The sequence below is a fragment of the Streptomyces sp. SLBN-8D4 genome (assembly GCF_049739545.1).
Classification (GTDB): domain Bacteria; phylum Actinomycetota; class Actinomycetes; order Streptomycetales; family Streptomycetaceae; genus Streptomyces; species Streptomyces canus_C.
Genome location: NZ_JBMGQC010000001.1, coordinates 4,625,764 through 4,640,331, shown reverse-complemented (window position 1 = coordinate 4,640,331; position 14,568 = coordinate 4,625,764). Strand labels below are relative to the sequence as shown.

At 69.6% G+C, this 14,568-nt stretch carries 11 protein-coding genes; 5 read left to right on the top strand and 6 right to left on the bottom strand.

Going from position 1 to position 14,568, the window contains the following annotated elements; all coding sequences use genetic code 11:
* Positions 1-2: 2 nt before the first annotated feature.
* Positions 3-935: an alpha-E domain-containing protein gene (locus tag RKD20_RS20885; RefSeq protein ID WP_424879048.1), complete on the bottom strand. Its 933-nt coding sequence runs from the start codon at positions 933-935 to the stop codon at positions 3-5.
* Positions 932-2,473, bottom strand: coding sequence for a circularly permuted type 2 ATP-grasp protein (locus RKD20_RS20880; protein WP_424879047.1), 1,542 nt, complete (start codon positions 2,471-2,473; stop codon positions 932-934). Before RKD20_RS20880 ends, RKD20_RS20885 begins: the two co-directional genes overlap by 4 nt.
* Positions 2,474-2,816: 343 nt before the next feature.
* On the opposite strand from RKD20_RS20880, the gene RKD20_RS20875 reads away from it, so the two are divergent.
* Positions 2,817-3,845, top strand: a complete 1,029-nt coding sequence (locus tag RKD20_RS20875; RefSeq protein ID WP_381335423.1) for a helix-turn-helix transcriptional regulator — start codon at positions 2,817-2,819, stop codon at positions 3,843-3,845.
* Here RKD20_RS20875 and RKD20_RS20870 read toward each other — a convergent pair.
* Together RKD20_RS20870 and RKD20_RS20865 are read right to left on the bottom strand one after the other, a co-directional pair.
* Positions 3,808-4,797, bottom strand: a complete 990-nt coding sequence (locus RKD20_RS20870; protein ID WP_424879046.1) for a LuxR C-terminal-related transcriptional regulator — start codon at positions 4,795-4,797, stop codon at positions 3,808-3,810. The two genes, RKD20_RS20875 and RKD20_RS20870, sit on opposite strands and share 38 nt — an antisense overlap.
* A 36-nt stretch (positions 4,798-4,833) precedes the next feature.
* Positions 4,834-5,874, bottom strand: a complete 1,041-nt coding sequence (locus RKD20_RS20865) for a helix-turn-helix transcriptional regulator (protein WP_424879045.1) — start codon at positions 5,872-5,874, stop codon at positions 4,834-4,836.
* A gap of 291 nt (positions 5,875-6,165) precedes the next feature.
* On the opposite strand from RKD20_RS20865, the gene RKD20_RS20860 reads away from it, so the two are divergent.
* Positions 6,166-6,501, top strand: coding sequence for a hypothetical protein (locus RKD20_RS20860; RefSeq protein WP_028807949.1), 336 nt, complete (start codon positions 6,166-6,168; stop codon positions 6,499-6,501).
* 128 nt (positions 6,502-6,629) lie between these two features.
* Here the strand turns inward: RKD20_RS20860 and RKD20_RS20855 are convergent, their stop codons facing one another.
* The gene (locus RKD20_RS20855) at positions 6,630-7,043 is read right to left on the bottom strand and encodes a pyridoxamine 5'-phosphate oxidase family protein (protein WP_424879044.1); all 414 of its coding nucleotides are present in this window, start codon (positions 7,041-7,043) and stop codon (positions 6,630-6,632) included.
* Between the two features lie 128 nt (positions 7,044-7,171).
* Here RKD20_RS20855 and clpB point away from each other — a divergent pair, with 128 nt between their 5' ends.
* Positions 7,172-9,769 (top strand): ATP-dependent chaperone ClpB, encoded by a 2,598-nt coding sequence (clpB, locus tag RKD20_RS20850; protein ID WP_424879043.1) that lies wholly within the window; start codon positions 7,172-7,174, stop codon positions 9,767-9,769.
* Between the two features lie 35 nt (positions 9,770-9,804).
* Here clpB and RKD20_RS20845 read toward each other — a convergent pair whose 3' ends face one another.
* Entirely contained in the window at positions 9,805-10,296 is a 492-nt protein-coding gene (locus tag RKD20_RS20845) for a hypothetical protein (protein ID WP_424879042.1), read from the bottom strand.
* Between the two features lie 140 nt (positions 10,297-10,436).
* Here RKD20_RS20845 and RKD20_RS20840 point away from each other — a divergent pair, with 140 nt between their 5' ends.
* Entirely contained in the window at positions 10,437-10,964 is a 528-nt protein-coding gene (locus tag RKD20_RS20840; protein WP_424879041.1) for a YbjN domain-containing protein, read from the top strand.
* Between the two features lie 952 nt (positions 10,965-11,916).
* A complete protein-coding gene (locus tag RKD20_RS20835) occupies positions 11,917-14,553 on the top strand; it encodes a valine--tRNA ligase (RefSeq protein WP_424883278.1) in 2,637 nt (878 codons plus the stop codon).
* Positions 14,554-14,568: the final 15 nt, after the last annotated feature.

Here is a 14,568-nt window from a genome sequence, read left to right as displayed (position 1 = left end):
GCTCACGCTCCTTCCTGGGCCCACTCGACGGGCCCCTGGTACGGGAAGAACCGCTCCGCCACCGCCTCCGCGGAGGCCATGCACGCGGTCTGCAAGTCCCTCAGCAGCAGCGGGAGTTGCTCCTCCAGGGCCTGCAGGTCGAGATATTCGAGACGGGTGCGCAGCCGGCCGATGGGGCGGCGCGCGGGATCCTGGCGCGGTCGGCCGAGCGCGGTCAGGCACTCCTCGGCTGTCGTCAGGGCGTGCAGCGCGGAGCGCGGGAAGTCGCGGTCGAGGAGCAGGAACTCGGCCACGCGCGGGGTGTCGCCGAAACCGCCGTACACGCGCGCGTACGCCTCGTCGGCGCCCGAAGCGCTCAGCAGGGTCGGCCAGTCGGGCGCGTGGGCCGCGTCCAGGACCCGGACCGACAGCAGTCGTACGGTCATGTCCACCCGCTCCAGACTCCGGCCCAGCACCACGAAACGCCAGCTGTCGTCGCGGCTCATGGTGGAGTCGGCGAGCCCGAAGAAGAGGGCCGCGCGCCGCCGTACGAGCTCCAGATAGGCGTAGGGGCCCGTACGGCGGGCCGCGAGCCGCTGGTCGGCCAGGGCGTGCCAGGTGGAGTTCAGGCACTCCCACATCTCCGAGGAGACGGCCTCACGGGCGCTGCGGGCGTTGAGCCGGGCGGCACCGAGCGCTCCCTCGATGGAGCAGGTCGAGCGGGCGTCGAAGGCGAGCTGGTCGAGGACCTGCTGCATGTCGACCCGGGTGCCGCCCGCGTCGACGCCGAGGATCGCGTACAGCGACCGGCAGGCCACGTCCTCGTCGCGCCACGGGTCCTCCAGCAGGCGGTGGAGGTAGGCGTCGAGGATCCGGCCGGTGTTGTCCGCCCGTTCGACGTACCGGCCGGTCCAGGTCAGTGCCTCGGCTATCCGGGAGAGGATCACGTCGTTCACTGCTGGGCCCCTTCCTGTACGACGGTGGGGTTGCCGTCGGGACCGTGCTGACGTGGGGCGATGTCCAGGAGGGCGGTCCCGTTCGCCGGCGTGGGCGGCTCCGCGGGGCCCTCGGCGAGCACCCAGGTGTCCTTGGAGCCGCCGCCCTGGCTGGAGTTGACGATCAGGTTGCCCTCCTGGAGGGCGACCCGGGTCAGGCCGCCGGGCAGGACCCAGATGTCGTTGCCGTCGTTGACGGCGAAGGGGCGCAGGTCGATGTGGCGGGGTGCCATGCGTTCGCCCGTGAGGGTGGGAGAGGTGGACAGGGCGACCGGGCGCTGGGCGATGAAGCCGCGGGGGTCCCTGCGGACGGCCGCTCGGGTCCGCTCCAGCGTCGCGCGGTCGGCCTTGGGTCCGATGACGATGCCCTGGCCGCCGGCCCCGTCGACGGGCTTCACGACGAGCTGGTCGATCTGGTCGAGGACGGCGTCCAGTTGCCCGGGTTCGTCGGGCCGGAACGACTCCACGTTGGGGAGAATCGGTTCTTCGGAGAGGTAGTAGCGGATCAGGTCCGGGACGTAGGTGTACAGCAGCTTGTCGTCCGCGATGCCGTTGCCGACCGCGTTGGCGAGGGTGACATGGCCCGCCATGGCCGCGCCGAGGATGCCCGGGCAGCCGATCACCGAGTCGGGGCGGAAGTGGAGCGGGTCGAGGAAGTCGTCGTCCAGGCGCCGGTATACGACATGGACGGGCACCTCGCCGCGGGTCGTGCGCATCCACACCCGGTTGCCCCGGCACACCAGGTCGTGCCCCTCGACCAGCTGCACGCCCATCAACCGTGCGAGCAGGGCGTGTTCGAAGTAGGCGGCGTTGCTGGGGCCGGGGGTGAGGACCACGACCCGTGGGTCCTGGGCGCCGTCGGGCGCGGCGGCGCGCAGGGCGGCGAGCAGCTTCTGCGCGTAACCGTCGACGGGGAGCACGTGCTGCTCGGCGAAGAGGGAGGGGAAGACCCGGGTCATGGCGCGCCGGTTCTCGATCACGTACGACACGCCGCTGGGCACCCGGACGTTGTCCTCCAGGACCCGGAAGTCGCCTTGTTCGTCCCGTACCAGGTCGATGCCGGCGACATGGATGCGCACACCGCCCACGGGTTCGAGCCCGTGCGCGGCGCGGTGGAAGTGCGGGGAGTTCAGCAGCAGCCGCCAGGGCACGACCCCGTCCTCGAAGGCACGGGCCGGTCCGTAGGCGTCGGCGAGGTAGGCCTCCAGGGCCCTGACTCTCTGGCCCACCCCGCGTTGTATGAGATCCCATTCGAGGGCGTCCAGGATCCTGGGCACCAGGTCCAGCGGCCAGGGCCGTTCCTCGCCCGCGAAGGCGTAGGTCACGCCCCGGTCGGTGAAGGCGCGGGCCATCTGGTCGGCCCGGAACCGCAGTTCACTCGGCTCGATCGGCTGAAGCGCCGCCAGCACCGGCTCGTAGGCGGTCCTGACCTCGCCCGGCCGCTCGAACATCTCGTCCCACGCGTCGGCCAACGCGTACGCGTCAAATATGTCCGCCATGGCCTGACGTTAAGTGCGGCACGTAACGGGGTGATCACTTAGGGGTTTCCGCGAGTTGACGTGCGGAGCGGGTTGTTCCGTCGCCGGGTGCCGGCACCCGGAGCAAGGGGCTTCACGATGCACTCGTGAGGGTGGCCGTCCACCGTCAGCTTGTTGCAGGCGGGCGGACGGAGGGCCGTAGATAATGTCGCATACCTGCTGATTTCCCTGCCCCTGGCGCGATGAGCCGTGTTGCGGAGCCGGTCCGGGCCGCGCATAGTTGCGGAGCCGAGGGGGCTTCGACGCTCCGATGGGGAACAGGACAAGAGGGCGGTAGACGCTGGAACCGGGGGTGGGATGGGCAATGGCCGGGCTCGGGGCGGACGACCATCCACACGGTGCTGACCGGCTGTGCGAGGCCGGGGACAGGGTGTACTCCCGGGCCGTACGGCGCGGCCGTGTGCCGCGCGCCGACGCCGAACCGGTGCCCTGTCTGCTGGAACTGGCCCTGCTGCACCCGGACCCCGACGACATGGACTGGCTGGTGCCGACGGCACCCCAGGAGGTCATGACCCGGCTGCTGCGCGGTGTTCACGACGAGGTGAGCGCGAGCCAGCGGCGGGTGGGGGCGGCGGTCGCGGCGGTGGAGCGGTACGCGGGGCTCGGGCCCAGTGTCGTGCCGGGCGTCGGTGAGGGGACCGCGATCCGGGTCCTCGACGGCCTCTCCCGGATCCAGGCCGCGATGGACGAGGCGACCGAGGCGTGCACGACGGAGGTCCTCACGGTCCAGCCCGGCGGCATCCGTCCCGAGCACGAGCTGACCGAGGGGCTGCACCGGGCGCTGGCGCTGCGCGGCCGGGGCGTGCGGATGCGGGACCTGTACACGCATGTCGCCCGGCACGGCCAAGGGCTCCTGAACTACCTGGAGTTGATGGGCGGCACGGTCCAGGCGCGGACACTGGACGAGGTCATCGACCGGCTGATCCTCTTCGACCGCACGGTGGCCTTCATCCCCGCCAACGCCGATCGCACCCTCGCCCTGGAGCTACGGCACCCGGCGCTGGTGGAGTACCTGGTGACGGTCTTCGAGCGGCTGTGGCGCCTGGCGATCCCCCTCACCGCCCCCCTGCCCGACACCGGCATCGAGGGCATCTCCCACCGCGAGCAGTCCATCGCCGCCCTGCTGGCCGAGGGCCACCAGGACGCGGTGATCGCGGAACGCCTCGGGATCAGCGTGCGCACCTGCCGGGCCCACATCGCGCGGCTGTCGGAGACGCTCGGGGCGGCCAGTCGTACGCAACTGGGCGTCCGGATAGCGCAGGTGGGCCTGGACGGTCCGACGGCCGTCCCCTCGATCACGCTCCCCGGTCAAGAATCCCGGACCGTCCGATGAGGCAGCCGAGCTGGGCGCGGCTCTCGCTGCCGAGGGTGGCGGCGAGTTTGGCGATGTGGACGCGGGCGGTGCGGATGTTCATGCCGAGCCGGTCGGCGATGACGGCGTCGGTGTGGCCCTCGACGAGCAGGGCGGCGATGGCCCGTTGGCGCGGGGTGATGCCGTTGCGCGTGGGCTGCTGCACCGCCTCCGGGTACATCGGGGTGGCCAGCCGCCACAGCCGGTCGAAGGCGGTGACGAAGAAGGCGACCAGGGCGGGGTGGCGGATCTCCAGGGCGAGGGTGCGGTCCTTGTTGGCGGGGATGAAGGCCACGGCCCGGTCGACGATGATCAGACGCTCCGTCACCTCGTCCAGGCTGCGGGCCTCCACATCGCCGTTCAGCCGCTCGTAGCGGGCCACGATGCTCGGCGCGTGCCGGAGCGTGTGCTGGTAGAGGGTGCGGATACGGCCGCCGCGGTCGAGCAGGGCCTGGTCGCGGTCGAAGGCCTCGACATGCACGGGCGGGGGCTGCTGGGCGTGTCTGTCGCTGGTGTTCGGCTGGACGGCCAGCAGTTCGGAACCCGCGGCCACGGCCTGGCCGATGACCCGGCTGATCAGGTCGAGACCGCTGAGGACATTGATCGACGAGGAGTCGTCGGCACCCGTACGGCCGCCGTCGATCCGCATCAGCGGCTCGAACGTCTCGGCCAGCAGGGCCTCGCGCCGCCGTTCGTCCGCGACGCGCTCCTCCGCGATCCGCAGCATGCGGTGCAGGGCGACGGCGGGGGCGACCGGTTCCAGCCGCTCCGGGTCCGTGACGGCCGGGTGCAGGAGCCCGAAGTCGAGCAGACAGGGCGCTTCCCCGGCGTCCACGCCGGGCACATGCCCCTCGCGCAGGGCACGCGCGTACAGCTCCGTCCCTGCCGCGCACAGGTTCTCCACGCCGTGCTCGGGATGGGGCACCGTGCTCACTCGGTCACTCCCCTCCTGCTTGCGTGTGGGCCCCGGTCACGGACGGGCGTCCCCCTCCGATGCCGGCTTGCCCTGGTCGAGGAGCCCCGACTGCGCGATGAGGAAGCCGAGTTGAGCGCGGCTCCCACTGCCCAGGACGGTCGCCAGCTTGGCGATGTGGGCGCGGCAGGTGCGTACGTTCATGCCCAGGCGGCGGGCGATCGCCTCGTCGACGTGCCCCTCGACGAGGAGTTTGGCGATGGAGTGCTGGATGTCCGTGATGCCGTCCGGCGCGGTCTCGTAGGGGGCGCCGGCGCTGAGCGGGACCGCCCGGCTCCACATGAACTCGAAGACCTTGACCAGATAGCCGACCAGACCCGGGTGCCGCAGTTCCAGGGCGACCTGCCGGTCGTCCCGGACCGGGATGAAGGCCACCGTCTCGTCGCAGATGATGAGCCGCTCCACCAGCTCGTCGATGGTGCGGTACTCCACCTTGCCGTCGGCGAACTGCTCCATGTAGGCCAGCCGCTCGGGGCTGTACCGGGCGACGTGCTGGTAGAGGGTCCGGATCCGGACGCCCCGCTCGATGAGGGTCCTGTCCCGTTCCAGCCCCTCGATGAGCCGGTTCTCGGGACGCTGGCCTCGGCTCGGCTGGACCGTGAGCACCTCGGACTGGCACTGGGACGTCGCCAGGTCGAGCGCCGTGTTGATCCGGTCGAGCCCCTCCAGGACAGTGATCGAGTGCGCCGGCGCCACCTGCTGGGCGCTGAGCGCCATGAACGGTTCGAAGGCGTCGGCCAGCTCGATCGACATGCGTCTGCGCTCGGTGATCTCGTGCTCCAGCGGGTTGAGACGCTGGGCGAGCGCGACCGAAGGCGGAACCGGAAGCATCCAGTTCGCGTCGTCCGGGTCGGGGTGCAGAAGGGCGAAATCCAGCAGACAGGGAACCGACTCCGCGTCCGCGCGGGAGACGCGTCCTGTCCGCAGAGCGTTGGCGTAAAGACGGCCACCTTCTTCACACAACTCGGTCACCGCATGGGGATGTGTCACCTTTGTCCCATTCGATACCAAATTTCCACCCCCCAGGGTCCTGAACATGCAGGAACATGATGCACCGTTCGTGTGGCCATGACGTGCCCGAATGAGCCATCGTCTTACTCGACGGGGGAAAAGGGGACCTTCAAGTGAGGACGAAGCCGACTATGCGTAACAGAATGCTTCGCTCGGTGCTTGTCGCCGCCTTCTCCGCCGTTGTGGCTCTCGGCGCACTCGCCGGCCTCTCCGGCGCGAAGAGCGACGTTCAGGGAGTGGGTGGGGCCGGGACCGCGCAAACCGTGGTCGCCGGCGACGAAGCACAGGCTTTCCCGGCGGACACGGTCTGGGACTGACATGACTACTCCACCCGACGACCGCTCCTTCCGCAGAGAAATGGCCACCGCCTACCGCTCCGGCTGGCACTTCATCGACCTCGTCACCGCGATCCCCCACTCCGGTGACTCGTTGATGGTGACCGTCTTCGGCGAACCGGTGGTCGTCACGCGGGACGAGGACGAGGACGTACGGGCGTATCGGTGTCTGCGGCGGCCTCGGGGGGCGCCGCAGCCCGTTCGATGTGCCATCCGGTACGGAATGATCTTTGTGAATCTGGACCAACGAGACCATCGGCTGGTGGAACCGGAAACCCCCACCCCGCGGACCATCTCAGCCACCCCCCGCAGTGCCTGACGCGATTCCCCCGTCGTAACAGATCGCTCAGGTGCTTCCCCCCGCAGCGGCGTCACCGTGACCTGAACACGGTGACGCCGCTGCAGTTTTGGGCGACATTTCGGGGTATCGGCCGATCGCGCCGTGGCTCAGAAATGCCCCATCGCTCCCGTGAGCGAGATCTCGACGACCACCCGCAGCGGGTTCGGCGCCGGCGTCCGCTCGTAGCGCTCGGCGTACCGGCGCACCGCCTCCGCCACCCGGTCCGGCTCGGTGCGCACGCGCGCCCGCCCTTCCAGTGTCGCCCACCGCCGCCCCGCCACCTGGCACACCGCCACCGCGGCCCCGTCCTCCCCGGCCGCCAGCACGTGCCGTACCTTCGCGCTCGTCTTGCTCGCGATCACCCGAGCAAGACGGGCCTCGGGGTCGTATGTCACCCCGACGGGCACCACGTGCGGGCTCCCGTCCGGGCGTGGTGTCGTCAGTGTGCACAGATGCCGTTCGCGCCAGAAGCTGAGGAACGACGGGTCCGGGGCACCCGGATCCTGGGCGTAGGAGGTCATGCCGGGAAGCTAGTCCCTCATTCCTCCCACGGGCTGCCTTGAGTGGAATAGACTCAACTTTATGTACGCTGACTGAGTCAGTAACAGGAGTCGGTACAGGAGCTGACACCGAGGAGGAGTACGGACACGTGGATGCCGAGCTGACCAACCGGAGCCGGGACGCGATCAATGCGGCCGGCAACCGGGCCGTGACCGAGGGACACCCGGACCTCACCCCCGCCCACCTGCTCCTCGCGCTGCTCCAGGGGCAGGACAATGCGAACATCACCGACCTGCTGGCCGCCGTGGACGCCGACCAGGCCGCCGTGCGGGCCGGGGCCGAGAAGGCGCTCGGCGCGCTGCCCAGCGTGGCCGGGTCCACCGTGGCGCCCCCGCAGCCCAACCGGGACCTGCTCGCCGTCATCGCCGACGCCCAGGCCCGTGCCAAGGACCTCGGCGACGAGTACCTCTCCACCGAGCACCTGCTCGTCGGCATCGCCGCCAAGGGCGGCCCGGCCGCCGAGGTGCTGACCGGGCAGGGTGCCACCCCGAAGAAGCTGATCGACGCCTTCCAGAAGGCCAGAGGAGGGCGCAGGGTGACCACCGCCGACCCGGAGGGGCAGTACAAGGCCCTGGAGAAGTTCGGGACCGACTTCACCGCCGCCGCACGCGACGGCAAGCTCGACCCCGTCATCGGCCGCGACCAGGAGATCCGCCGGGTCGTGCAGGTGCTGAGCCGCCGTACGAAGAACAACCCCGTCCTCATCGGCGAGCCCGGCGTCGGCAAGACCGCCGTCGTCGAGGGGCTCGCCCAGCGGATCGTCAAGGGGGACGTGCCCGAGTCGCTCAAGGACAAGCGGCTCGTGTCGCTCGACCTGAGTGCCATGGTGGCCGGCGCCAAGTACCGCGGTGAGTTCGAGGAGCGGCTGAAGACCGTCCTCGCCGAGATCAAGGACTCCGACGGGCAGATCATCACCTTCATCGACGAGCTGCACACGGTCGTGGGCGCGGGCGCCGGCGGGGACTCCTCCATGGACGCCGGCAACATGCTCAAGCCCATGCTCGCCCGCGGTGAGCTGCGCATGGTGGGGGCGACGACTCTCGACGAGTACCGCGAGCGGATCGAGAAGGACCCCGCCCTGGAGCGCCGCTTCCAGCAGGTGCTGGTCGCCGAGCCCAGCGTCGAGGACACCATCGCCATCCTGCGCGGGCTCAAGGGGCGCTACGAGGCCCACCACAAGGTCCAGATCGCCGACAGCGCGCTGGTGGCCGCCGCGGCCCTCTCCGACCGGTACATCACCTCCCGCTTCCTGCCCGACAAGGCCATCGACCTCGTCGACGAGGCGGCCTCCCGGCTCCGGATGGAGATCGACTCCTCGCCCGTGGAGATCGACGAACTCCAGCGCGGTGTCGACCGGTTGAAGATGGAGGAGCTCGCGCTGGTCAAGGAGACCGACCCGGCCTCCCGCGAGCGCCTGGAGCGGCTGCGCCGTGACCTCGCCGACAAGGAGGAGGAGCTGCGGGGCCTGACCGCCCGCTGGGAGAAGGAGAAGCAGTCCCTCAACCGGGTCGGTGAACTGAAGGAGAAGCTGGACGAGTTGCGCGGCCAGGCCGAACGCGCCCAGCGCGACGGCGACTTCGACACCGCCAGCAAGCTGCTCTACGGCGAGATCCCCACCCTGGAACGGGACCTGGAGGCCGCCTCCGAGGCCGAGGAGGAGGCCGCCAAGGACACCATGGTCAAGGAGGAGGTCGGCGCCGACGACATCGCCGACACCGTCGCCGCCTGGACCGGCATCCCGGCCGGCCGCCTCATGGAGGGCGAGACGCAGAAACTCCTGCGCATGGAGGAGGAGCTGGGCAAGCGGCTCATCGGCCAGGGCGAGGCCGTGCGGGCCGTCTCCGACGCCGTACGGCGCACCCGGGCCGGGATCGCCGACCCCGACCGGCCCACCGGCTCCTTCCTCTTCCTCGGCCCCACCGGCGTCGGCAAGACCGAACTCGCCAAGGCGCTCGCCGACTTCCTCTTCGACGACGAGCGGGCCATGGTCCGCATCGACATGAGCGAGTACGGCGAGAAGCACAGCGTCGCCCGGCTCGTCGGCGCGCCTCCCGGTTACGTCGGCTACGAGGAGGGCGGCCAGCTGACCGAGGCGGTGCGCAGGCGGCCGTACAGCGTGGTGCTGCTCGACGAGGTGGAGAAGGCCCATCCGGAGGTCTTCGACATCCTGCTCCAGGTGCTGGACGACGGCCGCCTGACGGACGGTCAGGGCCGTACGGTCGACTTCCGCAACACCATCCTGGTGCTGACGTCCAACCTGGGCAGCCAGTTCCTGGTCGACCCGATCACCAGTGAGGCGGAGAAGAAGGAGCAGGTCCTGGAGGTCGTGCGGGCCTCTTTCAAGCCGGAGTTCCTCAACCGGCTCGACGACCTGGTCGTCTTCTCCGCCCTCACCAAGGACGAGCTCGGCCGGATCGCGCGGCTCCAGATCGACCGGCTCGCGAAGCGGCTCGCCGAGCGCCGGCTCACCCTGGAGATCACCGACGCGGCCCTGGACTGGCTCGCCGTCGAAGGCATGGACCCGGCCTACGGCGCCCGCCCGCTGCGCCGCCTCGTCCAGACCGCGATCGGCGACCGGCTCGCCAAGGAGATCCTGTCCGGCGAGGTCAAGGACGGCGACACGGTCCGGGTGGACGCCTTCGGCGACGGTCTGATCGTGGGTCCGGCGACCGGCAAGACGCTCTGAGCGCGGTGGTGACGAGGGGCGGCGGCGCCCCCTCGTCACTCCGTGAACGCCACGAACCGCACCACGGACCAGTTCGGCCCGTCGTAGGTGACCTCCAGCTGCACGGAGGCGCTCTGCCCGGCGACCGCGCCCCGGTTCATGCACGCGTAGATTTCGGTGTCGCCGCCGCATTGCACGTTCCGCAGGCCGGGCCCGTCCGGGTAGCTCGCCGCCACCCAGGCGCTCACCTCGGTCTGCCGCAGCAGGAAGCGGGCCTCGTACCGGGGGTTCTGCGCGGCCTCCAGCACACACGAGAGGTCGCGCGCTCCGGTCGGCGGCTTCGCCCCGCCGTAGGCGAACGCCTCGGCGCACGAGATCTTCCGGACGCCCGTGTCGACGGAGTCGTCCGTGAACAGCCAGGCGACCAGCAGCGCGATCAGGGCTGCCACCCCCAGGGTCGGCACGGCCAGGATCGCCGTGAACATGCCCCATCTGGTCCTGCCCGGCCGGACCACTTCCGGCACTGTTTCGGTCTGCGTCTGTGTCATGTGTTCCCCGTTTCCTCGGCCCCTGTTTACCGTGGCTGACCGGATCATGTCAGCCCTGGGAGGACAGGGTCCGTCTGGGCTTGCCACCCCCCTCCCCGCATGGGGGAGGATGGCGGAATCCGTACGAAGGGAAATTCACGGTGACCATCGATCCGTCCTCGATTCCGAACTTCGGGGGCCAGCCCGAGCCGCAGCCCCAAGGACCGGCGGGCCCCGTCGTCCCGGATCAGGATCTCGTGAAGCAGCTCCTCGACCAGATGGAGCTGAAGTATGTCGTCGACGACGAGGGTGACCTCGCGGCGCCGTGGGAGCAGTTCCGTACGTATTTCATGTTCCGCGGCGAGGGTGACCAGCAGGTCTTCTCGGTGCGGACGTTCTACGACCGGCCCCACCAGATCGACGAGAAGCCCGCGCTGCTGGAATCCATCGACGACTGGAACCGGCGCACCCTGTGGCCCAAGGTCTACAGCCACACCCATGACGACGGCACCGTCCGTCTGATCGGTGAGGCGCAGATGCTCATCGGCACCGGCGTCAGCCTGGAGCACTTCGTCTCCTCGACCGTGAGCTGGGTGCGCGCCGCCATCGAGTTCGACAAGTGGCTCGTCGAGCAGCTCGGCCTCGAGGAGGAGGTCAACGACGCCGAGAAGCCCGAGGACGACGAGTAGACGTTCCTCCCGCTGCAAGTCGTATCGGCGAGTACGACCAGATACGCGCGTAGGCGAACGAGAGCCCGGCCAGGGCACCGGCCACCACGGCCGCGTGCCGGGGCCGGGCTCTCCCGTTTTGGCCTACGGCCCGCTTTCCCACTGCTGCCGCCGCTCGCACCGGTGCTGGTGCGACCCTCGCGGTGGCCGACCCACGGCAGGTACCCGAACCGGCCGAGCGCGGCGGCCGTCCACAGCCTGTGGATAACTTCGCGGTTTGTTCGAAGCCCCGCACGAGCTCGTACGCCGCCGTCGCGAGGGCGGCCGCGAGCCCGCGGGGCCGGGACAGCCCGGCGTACAGCGACCACGCGGCGAAGGCCGTCAGGACCGGTTCCGTGTACGCCGGAGACCGCGGCCGCGCTCCACGACACCAGCAGGCCCGCCGCGCCTCCGCTGAGCGGGGTCAGAGCGGTGACGGCCGGACCAGCCCCGGGTACAGCGGAAGGAAGGCCACAGATACTGAGGACGACACCCGGCCGGACGCGCACGGAACGGCCGCAACCGTGCTCGGCGATCCCCAGATACCACCGCGAGTCCCAGGACCGCCCGAGCAGCGTGAGCCGCCCGTGCACGGTGCCTCAGGCGGTCACCACGAGCACGAGGAGCCCGGTGAGCCGGGCGCCGGCAAAGAGGTGGCGAGGGGGCGGGTGTGGGTGCTGGCGTAGGTGCCGGCGTGCGTCACATCAGCGCACTGCAGAAGAAGTCAGGCATGAGCGAGTATCGCGCCCTGGTCCAGCCGTGATCCGTCGCTGTGCGGCAGAAGGGGAGCTCGGATAGAGGTAAGCTTGAGGTGGCCGCACGGGAGCGTTCTTGGTCACACTTGAATCGTATCCGTGCGGCCTTTCGCATGTCTTGGCTGCTGCTGATCTTGAGGCGGAAAGCCAGGCCAGTGCAGGGACCTCGGGCCCATAGAATGGCCGTCGTGACCGACAACTCTCAGCGCCCCGCAAGCGGGCCGAACAGCGCCCCCGAACTGCCGACTCAGTACGCGCCGGCCGAGGTAGAGGGGCCGCTGTACGAGCGCTGGGTAGAGCGGGGTTACTTCGAGGCTGACGCGAAGAGCGACAAGCCCGCGTACACCATCGTCATCCCGCCGCCGAACGTCACCGGCAGCCTGCACCTTGGCCATGCCTTCGAGCACACGCTGATCGATGCCCTCACCCGCCGTAAGCGCATGCAGGGCTACGAGACGCTGTGGCAGCCCGGCATGGACCACGCCGGTATCGCGACGCAGAACGTCGTCGAGCGGGAGCTTGCCAAGGAAGGCAAGTCCCGCCACGACCTGGGTCGCGAGGCGTTCGTGGAGCGGGTCTGGCAGTGGAAGGCCGAGTCCGGTGGTCAGATCGCCGGGCAGATGCGGCGCCTGGGCAACGGCGTCGCGTGGAGCCGCGACCGGTTCACCATGGACGAGGGTCTGTCCCGTGCCGTCCAGACCGTCTTCAAGAAGATGTTCGACGACGGTCTGATCTACCGCGCCGAGCGCATCATCAACTGGTGTCCGCGCTGCCTGACGGCCATCTCGGACATCGAGGTCGACTACCAGGACGACGACGGTGAGCTTGTCTCCATCAAGTACGGCGAGGGGGACGACACGGTCGTCGTCGCCACCACGCGTGCGGAGACCATGCTCGGTGACACCGCTGTGGCCGTTCACCCGGACGACGAGCGCTACAAGCACCTCGTCGGCAAGCGCATCAAGCTGCCGCTGACGGGCCGGACGATCCCCGTCGTCGCCGACACGCACGTCGACCCGGAGTTCGGCACCGGTGCCGTCAAGGTCACGCCCGCCCATGACCCCAACGACTTCGCCATCGGCCAGCGGCACGGCCTGGAGTCGCTGACCGTCATGGACGAGCGCGGTGTCATCACGGCCCACGGGCCTTTCGAGGGGCTTGACCGCTTCGAGGCGCGTTCCGCGATCGTCGCCGCGCTACGCGCCGACGGCCGGATCGTCGCGGAGAAGCGGCCGTACGTCCACTCCGTGGGCCACTGCTCGCGCTGCAAGACGACCCTTGAGCCGCGGCTGTCCCTGCAGTGGTGGGTGAAGGTCGAGACGCTCGCCAAGGCCGCGGGAGACGCGGTCCGCGACGGCCGGGTGAACATCCACCCCGCCGACTTGTCGCAGCGCTACTTCGACTGGGTCGACAACCTCAACGACTGGTGCATCTCACGGCAGTTGTGGTGGGGCCACCGCATCCCCGTCTGGCACGGCCCGAACGGTGAGACCGTGTGCGTCGGCCCCGACGAGCAGCCGCCGACCGGGGAGGGCTGGGAGCAGGACACCGACGTCCTCGACACCTGGTTCTCGTCCGGCCTGTGGCCCTTCTCCACGCTGGGCTGGCCCGAGAAGACCGCGGACCTGGCCAAGTTCTATCCGAACTCGGCCATGGTCACCGGCTACGACCTGATGTTTTTCTGGGTCGCCCGGATGATGATGTTCGGCCTGTACGCGATGGACGGCGAGATCCCCTTCCACACCATCGCGTTCCACGGCATGGTCCGTGACGAGCATGGCAAGAAGATGTCGAAGTCGTTCGGTAACACGGTCAATCCGCTGGACTGGATGGACAAGTACGGCTCCGACGCTCTTCGGTTCACGCTCGCGCGGGGCGCTAACCCCGGTACCGACGTGCCGATCGGCGAGGACTGGGTCCAGGCGTCCCGGAACTTTGCCAACAAGATCTGGAATGCGACGCGGTTCGCGCTGATGAACGGCGCCACGATCGAGGGCGAGCTGCCCCCGGCCGAGCAGCTGTCGGCCACGGACCGTTGGATCCTGTCCCGGCTGAACACTGTCGTGGCCGAGGCGGACGCGTATTACGACGACTACCAGTTCGCGAAGCTTGCCGATACCCTGTACCACTTCGCGTGGGACGAGGTCTTCGACTGGTACGTCGAGCTGTCCAAGACGACGTTCATGGCCGGCGGCGACGCGGCCAGGGTCTCGGCACGCGTCCTGGGCGAGGTCCTGGACGTGACGCTGCGCCTGCTGCATCCCATCGTTCCGTTCGTGACGGAGACGCTGTGGACCACGCTCACCGGACGTGAGTCCGTCGTGATCGCCGACTGGCCGGCGGACAGCGGGTTCCGTGATGCCGCGGCCGAGGCGGAGATCGAGAGCCTGCAGCAGGTGATCACTGAGGTTCGGCGCTTCCGTTCGGACCAGGGCTTGCAGCCCGGTCAGAAGGTTCCGGCGCGTCTGGACCTGTCGGGTACGCAGCTCGCTGCCCACGAGGCCGCCATCCGTCAGCTGCTCCGGCTCCAGCCGGAGGGTGATGGCTTCAGTGCCACGGCGACCCTCCCGGTTGCCGGCGCCACGGTCGCGCTCGACCTGTCCGGCACGATTGACGTCGCGGCCGAGCGTAAGCGGCTGGCCAAGGACTTGGCTTCGGCGGAGAAGGAGAAGGCCCAGGCGGAGGCCAAGCTCGGTAACGAGGCGTTCCTGGCGAAGGCCCCGGACAACGTGGTCGAGAAGATCCGTACCCGCCTGACGAAGGCCGAAGGGGACATCGTCCGGCTGCAGGACCAGATCAGCAACCTGCCCGCCTAGTAGCCAGACCAGAGA

Excerpts from the sequence above, each read along its gene's own strand:
- RKD20_RS20880 (WP_424879047.1), bottom strand. The coding sequence starts at position 2,473 with ATGGCGGACATATTTGACGCGTACGCGTTGGCCGACGCGTGGGACGAG.
- RKD20_RS20875 (WP_381335423.1), top strand. The coding sequence starts at position 2,817 with ATGGCCGGGCTCGGGGCGGACGACCATCCACACGGTGCTGACCGGCTG.
- RKD20_RS20865 (WP_424879045.1), bottom strand. The coding sequence starts at position 5,874 with ATGTTCAGGACCCTGGGGGGTGGAAATTTGGTATCGAATGGGACAAAG.
- RKD20_RS20860 (WP_028807949.1), top strand. The coding sequence starts at position 6,166 with ATGACTACTCCACCCGACGACCGCTCCTTCCGCAGAGAAATGGCCACC.
- RKD20_RS20855 (WP_424879044.1), bottom strand. The coding sequence starts at position 7,043 with ATGACCTCCTACGCCCAGGATCCGGGTGCCCCGGACCCGTCGTTCCTC.
- RKD20_RS20845 (WP_424879042.1), bottom strand. The coding sequence starts at position 10,296 with ATGACACAGACGCAGACCGAAACAGTGCCGGAAGTGGTCCGGCCGGGC.
- RKD20_RS20835 (WP_424883278.1), top strand. The coding sequence starts at position 11,917 with ATGGCCGTCGTGACCGACAACTCTCAGCGCCCCGCAAGCGGGCCGAAC.